Genomic DNA, 16214 nt, shown 5'->3' on the forward strand with positions numbered 1-16214 from the left:
CTCTTCTCTCCCTGGTCACAATCTTGCGATTACCGGTCACCAGGATGGTAGTTGATCCCTGCCGCTCTGCCTTAACATGAAGGCAAGCAAGATCAACGCGGCCAAGCGCCGCAACCATCCTACGGTCCAGAGGGAAAGGGAGTCCGAACAATGTTAAACAAAAAGGCAATCGCCATCCCGCTCGGCACGCTGCTCGTCGCCGGCGCGCTGTCCGCCTGCGGCAGCAACGACAATAACGGCGGCAACGCCGGGGCGGCTTCTCCGTCCGCGAGCCAGTCCGCCTCGCCGAGCGCATCCGCATCCACCGCTCAGAACGCTTCGCCGTCGGCGTCTGCGTCCGCATCGTCCGACCTGCCCGCCAAGCCGGCCGAGCTCACCATCTGGCAGGACGACAACGCGGACAAGATCGCCGTCTCCACGGAGATCGCCAAAAAGTACACCGAACAGACGGGCATCAAGGTCAACATCAAGCCGGTCGCGATGAACGACCAGCCGGACGTGCTCGCGCTCGACGGACCGGCGGGCAAAGGCCCGGACCTGTTCTACCAGCCCGGCATCGGCGCGCTGGTCATTAAAGGACTCGTGCAGGAGATCAAGGCGCCGCAGGAGACGCTGTCCGCCTACACGCCGGAAGCGCTGGCCGCGCTCAGCCAGGACGGCAAGCTGTATGGACTTCCCGCCGTCACGGAGACGTATGCGCTCTTTTACAACAAAAAGCTCGTACCTGAAGCGCCGAAAACGATCGCCGATCTTGAGAAGATCATGGCCGAGCAGACAGACGCCAAAAAGCAGCAGTACGGCTTCCTGTTCGAAGCGACCAACTTCTATTACGCATGGGCGTTCATGGGCGGCAATGACGGCTACATTTTCAAGCCGGACGGCAGCGGGGGCTTCGATACGAAGGACATCGGCTTCAACAAGGAAGGCGCGGTCCGAGGCGGCCAACTGATCCAAAGCTGGTTCCAGAAGGGCTACATTCCGAAGGACGTCAACGGCGACATCGTCGGCGGGCTGTTCGGCCAGGGCAAAGTCGGCGCGATCATCAATGGTCCGTGGGCGATCCAGGATTTGAAAAAGCAGCTCGGCGACAACTTGGGCGTAGCGCCTCTGCCTACGCTCGAAAACGGCAAACACCCGACCTCCTTCATCGGCGTCAAGGGCTGGATGCTGTCGAAGTTCACCAAGTCGCCGGAGTGGGCGTCCGACCTGGCCGCGTTCATGACAAACGAAGAAAACGCACTTTATTACTTCAAGCAGACGGGCGAAGTGCCGCCGGTGAAAAGCGTGCTCACGAGCCCGGACCTGACGGGAGACCCGCTGGTGTTCGGCTTCTCCCAGCAAAACACGTACGGCATGCCCTTCCCGACCGTGCCGGAGCTCGATACGGTATGGGATCCGATGGCCAACGCGCTGAAGTTCATCGCAAGCGGCAAGGACGTGCAGGGCTCGATGGACGACGCCGTGAAGCAGATCGAAGACAAGATCAAGATGACGGGCGCCTGATCGCAAGCGCGGCTCAACATAGAATCGGGAGGAGGGGCTTGCATAGAAGCCCCTCTTCTTTTTAAGGAAGGTGTCACCTCATGCAAATTCAACAAGCCGCAACGGGCGGGCCTCGCAGGAGCGAAGGTCTAAGGCCGCGGACGGCGGCGCTGCTGTCCGTCATTCCCGGCATCGGACAATATGCCAACCGCCGTTATATCAAGGGCACGATCTTCCTGCTCCTTGCCGCAGCCGTCGGCACTGCCTTGTCGGCGCCGATCGTAAACGGCATTTATGGCTTGATCACGCTCGGCAGCAATCCCGAGATCGACGACTCCAGGACGCTGCTCGTCGAAGGCATCATCGCGGCGCTCCTGCTGATCCTGTTCGCGTCGGCGTACGCGCTCAACATGCGGGACGCATACCGGGACGCGGCCAAAAAGCAGGAAGGACTGCGCATCCCGTCCGTCCGCCAGGCTTTTCACGACAGCTGGGAGCGCGGATTCCCGTACTTCGTCATCGTGCCGACGTTCATGCTGCTGACGATGATCGTCATTTTCCCGCTGCTGTTCATGATTTGTCTCGCGTTCACCAACTACAATCTATACAACTCGCCGCCCGCGCATCTGCTCGATTGGGTCGCGTTCGACAACTTCGTCGCGCTGTTTACCGAAGCCGTATGGACGAAAAGCCTGCTTGCGGTGCTCACCTGGACGGTCGTGTGGACGCTGGTCGCGACGAGCCTCCAGATCGCGCTCGCTTTTTTTCTCGCGCTCCTGGTGAACGACGCTCGCGTCCGTTTCAAAAAGCTCATCCGAACCGTGTTCATTCTGCCCTGGGCCGTGCCGTCGTTCATGACGGTGCTCGTGTTCGCCGCGATGTTCAACGATACGTTCGGCTCCGTCAACCGCGACGTCATGTCGCTGCTGGGCACTTCGATTCCGTGGCTGACCGACCCGACCTGGGCGCGGCTCGCGATTATTTTCGTGCAAATCTGGCTCGGCTTCCCCTATGTGTTCACGCTTGTGACAGGCGTGCTTCAGAGCATTTCCAAGGACTGGTACGAGGCGGCCGACGTCGACGGCGGCTCCCGCTGGGACAAGATGCGCTTTATCACGCTGCCCCACGTCCTGTACGCGACCGCGCCGCTGCTCATCATGCAGTTTTCGTACAATTTCAACAACTTCAACATCATCTACCTGTTCAATAAAGGCGGCCCGCCGGTCCCGGGACAGAGCTCGGGCGCGACCGACATTCTGATCTCCTGGGTGTACACGCTCACGTTCGACCAGAACAACTACAAGATGGCCGCCGCGATCTCGATCATTATGGGCCTTGTCGTCGCGCTGTTCGCCTTTTTTCAATTCCGCCGGACGCGCTCGTTCCGCGAGGAGGGCATGTATTGATGGGTCGCAAGCTCAAGTCCAGGCTCGAAGTGGCCGGCATTTACCTCGTCGTCCTGATCATGTTCGCCGTCATCCTGTATCCGCTGCTATGGGCGGTCAGCATCTCGCTCAATCCGGGTACGAGCATGTTCAGCTCCAAGCTGATTCCCGACTCGCTGTCGCTCGAGCACTACAGGTGGCTGTTCTACGATCCGCGCAGCGATTACGTGCTCTGGTATAAAAACACGATTTACGTCGCCGTGCTGAACGCGCTGTTTTCCGTCATCATGGTCGGACTCGTCGCGTTCGTCTTCTCCCGCTACCACTTCGCGGGCCGCAAAAACAGCATCTATGCGGTGCTGCTCATGCAGATGTTCCCCGTGCTGATGGGCATGGTGGCGATTTATTTGCTGCTCAACCTCGTCGGCCTGCTCGATACGTTCGCCGGGCTCATCATCTTCTACGTGATCGGCGGTCTGCCGATGAACGTGTTCCTCGTCAAAGGATACATGGACACGATTCCGCGGGATCTGGACGAGTCGGCGAAAATGGACGGCGCGGGGCATCTGACGACGTACATCCGCATCCTGTTCCCGCTCGTGCGGCCGATTCTGGCCGTCGTGGCGCTGTTTACGTTTATGGCGCCGTTCATGGACTTTCTGACGCCGCGCATCATCCTGCGTTCGCCGGAAAAGTTCACGATCGCGCTCGGTCTGTTCAGCTTCATCAACGACAAGGTCGGCAACAACTTCACGATGTTCGCGGCCGGCACGATTCTCGTCGCCCTGCCGATCGCGGTCGTGTTTCTCATTCTGCAGCGCTACCTGATCGCGGGACTCGCGGAAGGCGCGACGAAGGGCTAGAAGTCGGGCGCGTATGGCAAGGACGTGCCGGGTGACGACATGAGCAAGCAACCATCCGAAAAAGGAGAGGTATCCGACCTATGATACGTTGGCGGAAATGGCTGGTTTTCAGTCTGATCGCGGCGCTGCTGCTCGCGCCGCTGCAGGCTGTTTCGGCATTGGCCGGCGCAGGGGAGCCTGCAGCGCAAGACGCGGGAACTTACGTCAGGTTCAAGGACGACTGGAAGGGCATGTATTTGTACGAGGACACGGCCGGCCGAGTGCGCTACGGCACGACGGCGCTGTCCGATCCGGCCGCCGAGTGGCGGATCGAGGATGCCGGCGCGGGCAAGAAGCTCATTCGCAACCGGCTCAGCGGCCGGGTGCTGGATATGACGTCGGTGACGCCGGACGCCCGGATCACGGATCCGCTCGAGACGACGGCCGCAGACGCGTCGACGCCGGGCGCGCAGTGGCTCGTGAACGACGTTCCCGGCAAACCCGGCGCGGTGGGCGTCGTCAGCGCGGGTAATGCAAGCCGGCTGCTCAACGTTCAGACGCAGGACGGCTTCGCGCATGCTAACAACTGGGCGCAGGCCGGCTGGGGCAGCGCGACCTGGCATGTCGAGTCGGCTGAATCCAGCGAGCCCGTGCGCATTTTGAATCCGTGGCAGGGAACCTTCCTGTTCGAGGATGCGGGCAAGGTCAAATACGGCTCCCCTGCGATCACGGACGCTTCTTCGCAATGGTTCGCTGAGACGACGGACGGGAAGACGGTATTCAGGAACCGTGCGACCGGTCATGTGCTGAATATGAAAAACGTCGCCGAAGCGGATGCCGTCGCGCAGCCGCTGGAGTCGCTGCCCCCGGAGGAAGGGGAGGGCGGGATGACCGCGCAATGGGTGCTTTCCCCGCCTGACGAATCGGGCCGGGTCAGCGTGTCGAGCGCGGTATACGCGAACCGGCTCCTGAACGTTCAGACGCAGGACGGCTACGCGCATGCGAACGATTGGGCGCAGCCGAGCTGGGGGAGCGCGCTATGGAAGCTGCAGCCGGCGGCCGAGGTCGAGCCGGTTCGGCTCAAAGACGGCTGGAAGGGCGGTTATCTGTTCGAGGATGCAGCGGGCGACGTGAAATACGGCATGCCGGCGGCAGAAGATAAGGGCGCGTTATGGCTCGTCTACGACACGGCTGGCGGAACGTTGATTCGCAGCGCGCAAAGCGGCAACTACCTGACTGCGAGGGAGCCGGCGGTCTCGGGGTCCGAGCCTTTCGCCTGGGCGATGGCGCCGGCGAAGGATTCCGGCGGCAGCTCGGTGGAGGGCCATTATACGTTCGCCGATCCCGCCGATTCGTCCGCGCTGCTCAACGTCCAGGCGCAGGACGGCGCCGGACACGTCAACGACTGGGCGCAGCCGGCATGGGGGAGCGCGCAGTGGCTGCTCGAGGACCCGGCGCTGACGCCCGGCGGTCCGGGCGAGCCGCAGGCACCGAGCTATATCCGGATCAAGAGCAGCTGGCTGCAGCTGTACATGTACGAGGAGGACGGCATCGTTAAGTACGGCAACGCCGCGGCGGGAGATCCGAAGGCGGAGTGGCTGGTCGTATCCGGAGAAGGCTACAAGCGGATTCAAAACCGCGCGACGGGTCATTTCGTGACACTCGACGGGGCGACGGACGCGCGTCAGCCGCTCCGTGCTACGGATCTTCGTGAAGGCTCGACGGCGGGGGATTGGGTCATCGAGGACTATCAGGGCGCCAAGCAGATTCACAGCGTTCGCGATGCGAACGAGTCCGCAGACAAGCAGTTCTACATTCACGTCGAAAACAAGCTTAAGTTCGCGCAGTACGGGGTCATCAACCGGGATTGGAGCAGTCCCAAGTGGATTTTCGTTCCGGTTGGGGATACGGGCGTCCCGCAAGGCTACGTAACGCTTAAAAACGGCTACAGAGGAACGTATCTGTACGAGGAGAACGGCGTCGTCAAAGACGGCACGCCGGACCTGGAAGCGCCGGCCGCGCAATGGTCGCTGCGCCGGGGCGAGCAGGGTGTCTTGATCGTAAACCGTGCGACGGGACATCTCGTTTCCAACGAACATGTGACTAGTTATGAGAGCGCGCTGGAGGCGCTCGACATCGATCCGACCTGGGGCAGCGCGCAGTGGACGATGACGGACGGCGCCGAAGGCCGCAAGGTGTTCACGAACGTATGGAAAAACGACCAGCGCATCCATGACGAGGACAACAAGGGCTTCGCCCAGTCCAGCGGCGTGCCGGCCGACTGGGGCAGCGCGCAGTGGCTCGTCGATGCCGCGCCGTCTGTGCCTTCCGTGCTGCCGGATGGCTATGTCCGCATCAGGAATGACGCGACGGGGCAGTATTTGTACGAAAATGCGCGTCATGTCGTCCTTTACGGCAATCCCGCGCAGGAAGACGCGTCCTCTCACTGGCTTATCGAGAGCGGCGTTAACGGCGAGCGCCTCGCGAACAGGGCAACAGGCAACGTTATGTCGATCGCAGGCGCGCAGGCCTACCTTGAGACGGAGGACGCTTCCGGCGGCTCCGACGCTTCGCTCTGGCATATCGAGGACGCGCCGATCGCAGGCAGCCTCTTGATTCGAAGCGGGGCGGCCGGACATCTCGACGAATATTTGCACACCGAGGACCGTACGGGCTATGCCCAATACGATCTGCGGTCGATCGAGAGCGAGGGGGTCCGCTGGACGCTGGAGACCGCTGTCGGAGAAGCGCGTCCGCCGGTTCCGGAAGCCGAAGATTCAAATGGCGTTACGCCGGCGATCGCGGATACCAACGTATATGCGCTGTCGAGCGATGTTTATGGCGGGCTGCTGACCGGCGCGGGCAGCGAAGCCAGCGTGATTGCCTCAGCAACGGGAGTGGCTTCGGGGACTCGTTGGGTGCTCGAATCTTACGACGGATACACCCGCGTCAAGCAGCTGGACTCCGGACGTTATCTGTCGGCCGATTCGGCGGGCACGGTTGTCCTGTCGTCCGATGGCGCGTCGCTGGGCGCGCAGTGGCGGTTGAATGAGGATGCGGGGCTCGCCTCGCTGGGCAGCGCGCTCTTGCCGGGACAGGCGCTTGCGGTCGTAGGCGGCAGCGGCAAGCTCGGGCTTGCGGCCCAGGACGCGGCAGCGTCCCGCTGGCAGCTTCGTCCCCTTAAGGGCACGGTGACTTACGAAGCGGAAAACGCGTTTGCGCGGGGCGGCGTAGCGATCGGGACAGCTTCAGGTGTCTCGTATGCCGAGCGCTTCGAAGGCGAAGATGCCGCTTTAATCTTTGCGGCCGACGCGCCGGCAGCGGGCAGCTACTCTGCTTCGGTGCGCTATCGCGGGGCAGGCGAGCTTGCGCTGGTCGTGAACGGCGTCCGGACCGGCACGCTGTCGCTGACCGGCGACGAAGGCTGGCGCGAAGCGGCGATCTCGCTTTCGCTACGCGAGGGTTATAATAGCGTCGAGCTGCAGGGCATGGGCGCAATATCGGGTACAGTGGCGATCGACGCATTGATCGTCCGTGGCGCCGTGGCGTCGCCATCTCGCGGGGCGGACGTTCCTTACACCACGTACGAAGCCGAGCGGATGAACACCAACGCGCAGCTCGTATCGGGCAGCAGAGCCTACGGCACGTTGTCCGCCGAGTCGTCCGGGCGGCAGGCGGTAAAGCTCGCGTCAACAGGCGACTACGTATCGTTCAAGACGTCCGCCGCGGCGAACTTCCTGAATATCCGCTACAGTATACCGGATAGCGAGGACGGCGCGGGATTGGACGCTACGCTGAGTGTGTACGTGAACGGGCAGAAGCGAGGCACGCTCGCTTTGACGTCCCGATTCAGCTGGGTGTACGGCAAATATCCGTACACCAACCAGCCTGCGGACGGCGATCCGCATCGTTTCTATGACGAAGCGCAGCAATTCGTCGGCGATATTCCGGCCGGCGCAACCGTGGCGCTGCGCAAGGACGAAGGGGATATGGCCGCAAGCTACGCGATCGACTTTGCCGAGCTCGAGCTTGCGCCGGAACCGCTCGCGATGACTGCCGGCTACGTATCCGCCGTGGACTTCGGCGCCGTCCCGGACGACGGCGAGGACGATACAACGGCTCTCGAGGCGGCGATCGGCGCAGCGAAGCGCGAAGGGGCCGGCCTGTGGCTGGCGGCGGGCGATTACCTGCTTAGCAAGCCGCTCGAAGTTAGCGGCGTCGAGATTGCTGGCGCCGGCATGTGGTACTCCAAGCTGACGGGCGCCGGCTTCATGGGCCGCGGCGACCGGGTCCGCATCCGCGATTTGACCGTCGACGTCGGCGTGAACGGCAGACACGACGCATTGCCGGAGGCGGGCTTCGACGGCGCGTATGGCAAAGGCTCGTCGATCCAGCATGTATGGATCCGCCATGCGAAGGCAGGTGTCTGGACGACGCTTAGCGACGATGCTTCTGTGGCTACGGAAGGCTTGTACCTCGGCGGTTTGCGCGTCAGGGATACGTACGCGGACGGCGTGCATTTCTCGACAGGCACGAAGCACGCGATGCTCGAGCACAGCTCGGTCCGCAATACGGGCGACGACGCCGTCGCGCTATGGTCCGATCCGCGCGAAGGCGCAAGCGACGAGCTGGCCCGCACGGAAGGGAACGTCGTGCGCTTCAATACGATCCAGCTGCCGACGCTGGCGGACAATGTCGCCGTATTCGGCGGCAAGGACAACGCGATCCGCGACAACATCATCACGGATACGATGGGCTTCGGCGCCGGCATCGCGATATCGACGCGTTTTAATCCCGTGCCGTTCGCCGGCACGACGGTAGTGGAGCGGAACACGCTTCTGCGCACGGGCGGCCGCGAGCCGAACTGGGGACAGGACTTCGGCGCGATCTGGCTGTTCGCGGGCGACAAGCCGATCGATGCGGACATCGTCTTCCGCAACAACGAGGCGATCGACAGCACGTATCAGGGCTTCTACGCCAACGGAGACAAAGGCGTGCATGCCGAGCCTGGACGCAAGGTGACCGTCGAAAATCTCGTGATCGACGGCGCTGGAACCTGGGGGCTCCAAGTGAATGGAGACGCGATCGGCAGCGTGACGCTGGCGAACGTCCTCGTGCGCGACACGAAGCTCGGCAGGCAATTCAATGGTGCGGGCGTGGAGAAATTCAGGCTCGAGGCCGGCGAATCCGCCGGAGAGAATGCTTCGGCGGGCCGCAATCCGCAAGTCGTACCGGACGATGAGCGCAACGGGCCCGACGCGCCGGGCAATGCCGCCGTGCAGAATCCGACGAATGCGGCGATCCAGCAAATGGACGAGGCGCTTCGGGATGCGCTGACGGGCAAGCCATCCGTCCTTCGTCTTCGGGTGAAGGCGGAAGCGGACGGCTCGGCAGCCGTCTCGATCGGCGCCGCTGCGCTTAAGGAATCGGTCGCCGCAGTGCCGGGAGGACTGATCGCGATCGAGGCCGGCGGCGTTAGCTATATGCTGCCGATAACGCTCATCGCGCAATGGCTCGATGAAAAGGCCGGCTCGTCTTCTCCGACGTCTGCGACAGGGGCGGGCAAGCTGGTGCTGACGATCGCGCCGCCTGCCGCAGACGTTATAAAGGCCATGACACAAGCGGCCTCCGGCGCCGGTTTGACGCTCATCGAAGGCGCACAATACGAATTCGAGCTCTATTGGTCGTCGGACGGCGCAGAATCGCCGATCAACAGCTTCGGCAGCCTGTTCGTAGACAGAAGCTTGACACTGAACGGTACCCTGGACGGCGGGAGGACGACTGCGCTCGTGTACGACCCCGCAAGCCGCGCCTTCCGGCCTGTGCCTGCATTGTTCAAATCGTCTGGCGGCAAGACGACGGTTACGATCCGGAGCACGACCAACAGCATTTATGTCTTGGCCGATTCGGCGCGGTCGTTCGGCGATTTGGCAGGGCATTGGGAGAGGGCAGATATTGAACTGCTGGCGGCGAAGCGAATCGTGAACGGGACAGGAGCCGGCAAATTCTCCCCCGGCGCTGCGGTGAGCCGCGCGGAATTCGCCGCGATGCTCGTGCGGGCGCTCGGTCTGAAGGGCGACGGGGGCAAGGTGGCATTCAAGGATATTCAAGCAAGCGACTGGTTCGCCGGAGATGTGGAGGCCGCTGCCCGCTTCGGATTGGCCAGGGGGAGCGGAGACGGACGATTCCAGCCGCAGGCGGAGGTCACCAGGGAGCAGATGGCGGTCATGTTGGCGGCGACGCTGAAGCTGGCGCCCGGGGCGCACACTGCCGCCCCGGCGGATTCCGGTACGACGACTGCCGCTACCTCCGACGAAGCTGCGGTCGCACAGCCGAACGTCGCCGACGCGTCCGCCGTCGGCGCCTGGGCGCGCGAAGCGATCGCGGAGCTGATGCGCCAAGGGCTGCTTCAAGGACGGCCGGACGGTACGTTCGCGCCAAAAGCGACGGTCACGCGCGCCGAGGCAGCGACTGCGATCAAGCGGCTGATGACCGGCATGAAGCTGCTCTGATCGATCGACGAAACCTTTTATTATTCTGTCCGTGTCTCCGCCCCGAATAGGGCCGCAGGCACGGATTTTTTTGCAAGCCCATTATGTTACAATCAATGTTTGAACGCGGGGCCGCGCGCACGGCGCGACGGCTGTATGGAGGAAAAAAATATGGCAGGAAAATATTATGTCGTCTGGGAAGGCGGCGCGCCTGGCGTTTACGACTCTTGGCCGGCATGCCAGGCTCAAGTATCCGGACGCAAGGACGCAAAGTACAAATCGTACGGCAGCAAGCCGGAGGCGGAGCGGGCCTATCGCGAAGGCTGGAAGAAGCACTGGGGCCAAGGCGGCAGCAAAGGCGCATCGGGCGCTTCGCCCAAGTCCGCCGGCGCGGGAGAAAAGCTGCCGCTGTCGCCGGAGCAGGCCGCAGGCGAGATCGACTTCGACAGTGTCTCGGTCGACGTCGGCACGCGCGGCAATCCGGGTCCGGTCGAGTACAGGGGCGTCGATACGCGGACGGGCGACGTGCTGTTTTCGGTCGGCCCGATCGAGAAGGGGACGAACAACCTGGGCGAATTTCTCGCAATCGTCCACGCGCTCGCCTACCTGAAGCAAAAGGGCAGCGCCAAAACGATTTACAGCGATTCGCGCACGGCGCTCAAGTGGCTGCGCCAAAAAGAAGTCGTGACGACGCTGCCGCGGGACGACTCGACGTTCGAGATCTGGGCGCTCGTCGACCGCGCGCTTAGCTGGCTGCGGGTCAATACATATCCAAACAAGGTGCTTAAGTGGGAGACGGAGCGCTGGGGAGAGGTCAAGGCGGATTACGGCCGAAAAGGCTGACGGCGCGGCGTCCCCTCGATCGAGGTCATTATTTGAACAGCATCGGTCACAAAATTGGTTGTCCGTGGCCGGCCGCCGGCGGTATGATGAAGAATCGGAACCGATCGCGATGCGGCAAGCCGCCGCGGCCGCGATCGGGCCGGCACTTTGCCGGCGCCGAACTCCGTCAAAGGTGGTCGTCCTCTTTGGGACCGAAAAATAAGAAAGCGATTGCATGGACCGTCGCCTTCGCGTCGGCTGGCGGTCTTATCTGGCTCGCGGCCGGCTTGGCACATAACGGCGAAGTCGCCGGCCCGTCCGGCGCGACGCCGTCCGCTTCGGCCCACGCCGCCCTTTCGGCGGCAAGCGGCGGAGAAGCCCCCGACACGATCGTGATGGCCTTTCCCGCAGGCACGCCGCGGGATCTTCAGCTCGTACAAGACGAAATGAGCCGCTATCTGAACAAAAAAATCAATGCGAACGTGAAGCTGAAGCCGATCGATATGGGCAGCTGGTGGGACAAGACGGGCCTCATGTTCGCGTCCGGCGAGCAGATCGATCTCATGTTCACGGCGGGATGGATGCGCTTCGGCGACGAAGTGGCCAAGGGCAGGTTCATGCCGCTTGACGACCTGCTTGCGCGGTACGGCAGCGGAATAAGCAGCCTGCTGAGCCCGGCGATCATCGAGGCGGGCAAGGTGAACGATCGCGTCTACGGCATCGTGGCGAACAAGGAATTCGCCTCGAGCAAAGGGCTCGTCATGCGCAAAGATCTGGTCGACAAGTACGACATTGACTTGACGAAGGTGCGCTCCCTGGCGGATTTGACGCCGGTGTTCGCCAAGGTCAAAGAAAGCGAGCCCGGCATTTATCCGCTGCAGGCGAGAGCCGACCGCAGTCCGCTTACGTTCGTGCTGCAATACGGCTTGTTCGACATGCTGGGCGACGGTCCGGGCGTGCTGTCCCGCGCGGACGGCACGCTTAAGGTCGTAAACCTGGCCGACACGCCCGCATTCGAGTCGAGCGCCAAGCTTATGTTCGCCTGGAACCGGGCGGGCTATCTCAATCCCGACGCGACGGTATCCAAGGACAGCGAGTATGAGGCCGTAAAAGCAGGCAAGGCGTTCGCCTTCGCCGAATCGCTGAAGCCGGGCTTCGAGATCCAGGCCTCCCGCAATACCGGTATGCCTATGATCGCGGTCGAGCTCACCAAGCCTTACACGACGACCGCGGACACGACAAGCGCGATGTTCGCGATTACCAAAAACGCCAGGCATCCGGAAAAGGCGATGATGCTGCTGAATCTGCTTTATAAGGACCCGTATTTGCTGAACCTGCTCGATTGGGGAATCGAGGGGAAGCATTACGTCAAGCTTGCGGACGGAAGAATCGCGTATCCCGAAGGCGTGGACGCCATAACGGTCGGTTACAACCTCAATCAGTCTTGGATGTTCGGCAACCAGCTGAGCTCGTACTTGTGGAGCAACGAGGACCCGGGGCTGTGGGAGCAGTATCGCGCGTTTAATGCGGAAGCGGATAAATCGAAGGCGCTCGGCTTCGTTTTCGACCCCGAAAAGGTGAAGAACGAAATCGCCGCCGTCGCAAGCGTCGACGACGACTTCGCGCCGGCGATCAACACAGGCGCGCTCGACCCGGCCGACATTCTGCCGATGTACAGGCAAAAGCTCAAGGAGGCCGGCGCGGACGCCGTCATCGCCGAGAAGCAGCGGCAACTCGACGCCTGGCTCGCGAATCGGGGGAATGGCCGATGAGACCCGCCACGCTTCGTTCAAGGCTCGTGCTCGGCTTCGCGCTCGTCACCGTGCCGCTGGTGGTGCTGCTGATCTGGAACAATCTTTATGCGACGCGCGTCGTGCATTCGCAGGTCGCCCAATCGAACCAGAGCTTGCTGACGATGTACGTCAACGACATGGACAAAGCGCTCGAGGAGATCGAGAACTACTTGTACAAGACCGCCGAACAAGACGACAGTCTGATCTCGCTCGGGCAGAATGCCAAGGGCACATGGGCGTATTATCTCGCGCAGACGCATACGATGAACGACTTGTTTTTCAACACCAATTATTACGATGCCGCGGATGTCCTGTTCGCCTACGGCGAAGCGACCGACAATCTGCTGCTCGCGCCGCAGACGTCGGTAACGTACGCGCGCAAGCTGCTCGTCCAGGATGCGCTTAGAAAATGGCTTGCGCAAGGGGACGGCACACCGCCAAGCTTCTCCGCCTGGAACGTCGTCGAACTGGACGGCTCCTATGCGCTCGTTCGAATCGTGGATTCGGGATACCGTTCTTATATCGGCGCATGGGTCGACTTGAACCGGCTGATGGAGCCCTTCCATAGTCTTACCAGGGACGGGGGCGGCCAGGCCATCTTGTCCGACAATGCGGGAAGGCTGCTGTCCCAGAGCGGCGGGCCTCTGTCGAGCTTGGCGCCGGCGGCGCTGCGAGCGGGCACGGCGACCGGTCATGAGCGGGCTGTCTACAATATCGTCAAGCTCGACCAGCGGTATTTGCTGATCGGCAAGACGTCGAGAAACGCCGCTTTGCACCTGTCGCTTCTGCTTCCCGAGCGGCGCGTGCTGGAGGGGCTGCCCTATTTTCGCGTGCTGACGTATTTGGTGCCCGTCGTCGCCGCAGGCTTGCTCGCGGTCTACCTGATCTTTCTGCAGCGTGCCATCGTCAAGCCGATCGTCGGGCTCATCAAAGGAATGCGCCGCATCCGCTCGGGAGACTTGACCGCAAGGCTCGAGGACAATCGGCTTGTGGAATTTATCGCGATCAACGAGACGTTTAACGGCATGGCCACGCAGATCGAGCATCTGAAAATCGATATTTACGAGGAGCAGATCCGCACGCAAAAAGCGGAACTGCGCGCGCTTCAGGCGCAAATCCATCCGCATTTTTTCATGAACTCGCTGAATATCGTTTATCATCTCGCGCAGACGCGCAGCTACGACATCATTCAGCGCATGTCGCTGCATTTGGTCCGTTATTTCCGCTACGCGACGCGGACGCAGACCCCGTCGATCACGATTAAGGACGAGATGGAACATATCAACGACTATTTATCGATCCAGAAATACAGGTTTCCTGAAGCGCTCATCTTTGACTTCGACGTCGATCCCGCGCTAGCGTCCTTCGCGCTTCCTCCGCTTACGGTACAGCCGCTCGTCGAAAATGCGATGATCCACGGCTTCTCTTTCAAGGGCGGCGAGGCGTACCGGATCGCGGTGCGCGTCTATGCGGTGCGGGAGGGGGCGGAGGAGGCGGTCTGCATCGAGGTCGCGGACAACGGCAAAGGCTTGGCCGCGGGGCAGGCGGCGGCGCTGGAGGAGATGGCGGCGGCGCCGGGCCCGACGGACGGTCATGTCGGCCTGTGGAATATCGTGCGCAGATGCAGATTGTTTTACAAGGCAAGCGTGAGGCTGCGGTTCGCGGACGGCGAGCCGCGAGGCGCCGTGGCGAGGCTCACGCTGCCGTTCCAGTCCAACGTCAAGGAGGGGATCCCGCTTGATTCGGGTGCTTATCGTCGATGACGAGTATTATGCGGTTAAGGGACTGCAGTCCGGTGTGGATTGGAACGCAGCCGGCGTAAACGAAGTGTTCGAGGCGTTTCATGCGGAGATGGCCAGAGAGCTGCTGTCGAGGCAGGAGATCGACGTTATGATCTGCGATATCGAGATGCCGGAGGGCAGCGGGCTCGAGTTGATGGCTTGGGTACAGGAGCAGGGTCTTGCGATCGAAACGGTCGTGCTGACCTGTCATTCCGAATTCGCCTACGCGCAAAAAGCGCTCCAGCTCGGGGGCAGCGACTATCTGCTGAAGCCGGTCATATACGAGGAACTGGAGGAGGTGCTGCGCAAGACGATCCGCAAGGTGGAGGAGCGGCGCAAGCGCGAAGAAACGGGAGAGCTGTACCACAAGTACGCCGAGCTGTGGAAGGGCCGCAAGCCGATCCTGCTCGAACGCTTCTGGCAGGATCTGTTCGACCGGGAGATCCGGCCTTCGAGAGAGGCCGTGGCAGCTGCGCTTGCGACCTTTGATGTCAGTCCCGACGAACTGGGGCGGGTCGCGTTCGTCCTCTTGAGCGTCGAGGAATGGCTGAAACCGCTCAGCGAGCGGGAAGAGGAAATCATGGAGTTCGCGCTGCGCAAGGCCGCCGAGGAAGTGCTGCTGGAGAGCCGGGCCGGCAATGTCATCCGGGATAGACGGGGCAATGCGTTCGTCGCGGTGCACGCGGGGGGCGGGAACGGCAACGCCGATCGCCTCATGGAAGATTGCTCCGCCTATATCGCTGCGTGCCGCCAATATTTTTATTGCAAGGTGTCCTGTTACGTAAGCGATGTCGCGCCGATCGAAGACGCGCGTAAAACGTATTTGCAGCTGCTCGGAGCCGAGTACCGCAACGTCAGCCGGACGAGCGAGGCCGTCTTCGTTTCCGGCCAGCAGGGAGCGGATGACCGTGCCGACAGCTGGGGGACGGGCATGCTGCTCGATGCCGCCGATCTGATCGAGCAGCGCGACAAGGACAGCGTGATGCGCGCGCTGGATGCCAAGCTGGCGGAGGAAAGCGAGAGAGCGCTGACGCCGGAGGCGCTGGCGGCCTATTATCACGCGCTGCTTCAAGCCGTTTATTATGCGCTTCAACGCAAAGGTTTTTCCGCGCATCTGCTATATGGCGGCAAAGGCGCGACCGGTCCGGAGACGGCTGCCCGCTCGGTCGCAAGACTGCGCCAATGGGCCGGCGAGGTGCTGGACGCGGCTTATGCGCTGCTGTCCGGCGGCGAGAGCGAGAGTCCCGCCGTCCGCCAGGTCAAGGCCTATATCGCCGCCCATCTGGATCGCGATCTGACGCGAGAGGAGCTGGCCTCGCACGTATATCTGAATCCGGCCTATCTGTCCAGGCTGTTCCGGAAGGAGACGGGGATGGTGTTGACCGAGTACTTGCTTCAGGAAAAAATGCGCCGGGCATCGGATCTGCTCGTAGGCACGGAACGGACGATCAGCGAGATCGCGGACAGTCTGGGTTACGGCAACTTCTCCTATTTTGCCCGCTTGTTCCGCAAGGTGTACGGTATGTCGCCGCAAGATTACCGCAAGTCCATCCGCGGCGCGTAGACAGTTGTCGGACCTTTCGCCCGCACCGCCGTCGGCCGACGCATACAAAAAAGG

Annotated in this window: 8 protein-coding genes; all 8 read left to right on the forward strand. The window is 62.1% G+C overall.

What is annotated here, in order from left to right:
• Positions 1-150: 150 nt before the first annotated feature.
• On the forward strand, positions 151-1503 hold the full coding sequence (locus tag KB449_RS09940) for an extracellular solute-binding protein (protein ID WP_282908231.1): 1353 nt from the start codon (positions 151-153) through the stop codon (positions 1501-1503).
• Positions 1504-1583: 80 nt separating this feature from the next.
• Positions 1584-2888: a sugar ABC transporter permease gene (locus KB449_RS09945; RefSeq protein WP_282908232.1), complete on the forward strand. Its 1305-nt coding sequence runs from the start codon at positions 1584-1586 to the stop codon at positions 2886-2888.
• Positions 2888-3730 carry a sugar ABC transporter permease gene (locus KB449_RS09950; protein WP_282912778.1) on the forward strand — a complete coding sequence of 281 codons (843 nt, stop codon included), beginning with the start codon at positions 2888-2890 and terminating at the stop codon, positions 3728-3730. Before KB449_RS09945 ends, KB449_RS09950 begins: the two co-directional genes overlap by 1 nt.
• 80 nt (positions 3731-3810) lie before the next feature.
• A complete protein-coding gene (locus KB449_RS09955; RefSeq protein ID WP_282908233.1) occupies positions 3811-10221 on the forward strand; it encodes an S-layer homology domain-containing protein in 6411 nt (2136 codons plus the stop codon).
• Between the two features lie 150 nt (positions 10222-10371).
• The gene (gene rnhA / locus KB449_RS09960; protein ID WP_282908234.1) at positions 10372-11043 is read left to right on the forward strand and encodes a ribonuclease H; all 672 of its coding nucleotides are present in this window, start codon (positions 10372-10374) and stop codon (positions 11041-11043) included.
• A gap of 185 nt (positions 11044-11228) precedes the next feature.
• Positions 11229-12794, forward strand: coding sequence for an ABC transporter substrate-binding protein (locus KB449_RS09965; RefSeq protein WP_282908235.1), 1566 nt, complete (start codon positions 11229-11231; stop codon positions 12792-12794).
• Positions 12791-14578, forward strand: coding sequence for a cache domain-containing sensor histidine kinase (locus KB449_RS09970; RefSeq protein WP_282908236.1), 1788 nt, complete (start codon positions 12791-12793; stop codon positions 14576-14578). The genes KB449_RS09965 and KB449_RS09970 overlap by 4 nt, the downstream gene beginning before the upstream one ends.
• The gene (locus KB449_RS09975; protein ID WP_282912779.1) at positions 14562-16160 is read left to right on the forward strand and encodes a helix-turn-helix domain-containing protein; all 1599 of its coding nucleotides are present in this window, start codon (positions 14562-14564) and stop codon (positions 16158-16160) included. The genes KB449_RS09970 and KB449_RS09975 overlap by 17 nt, the downstream gene beginning before the upstream one ends.
• The last annotated feature ends 54 nt before the right edge of the window (positions 16161-16214 follow it).

Origin of the sequence: Cohnella hashimotonis, from assembly GCF_030014955.1 — a bacterium.
GTDB lineage: Bacteria > Bacillota > Bacilli > Paenibacillales > Paenibacillaceae > Cohnella > Cohnella hashimotonis.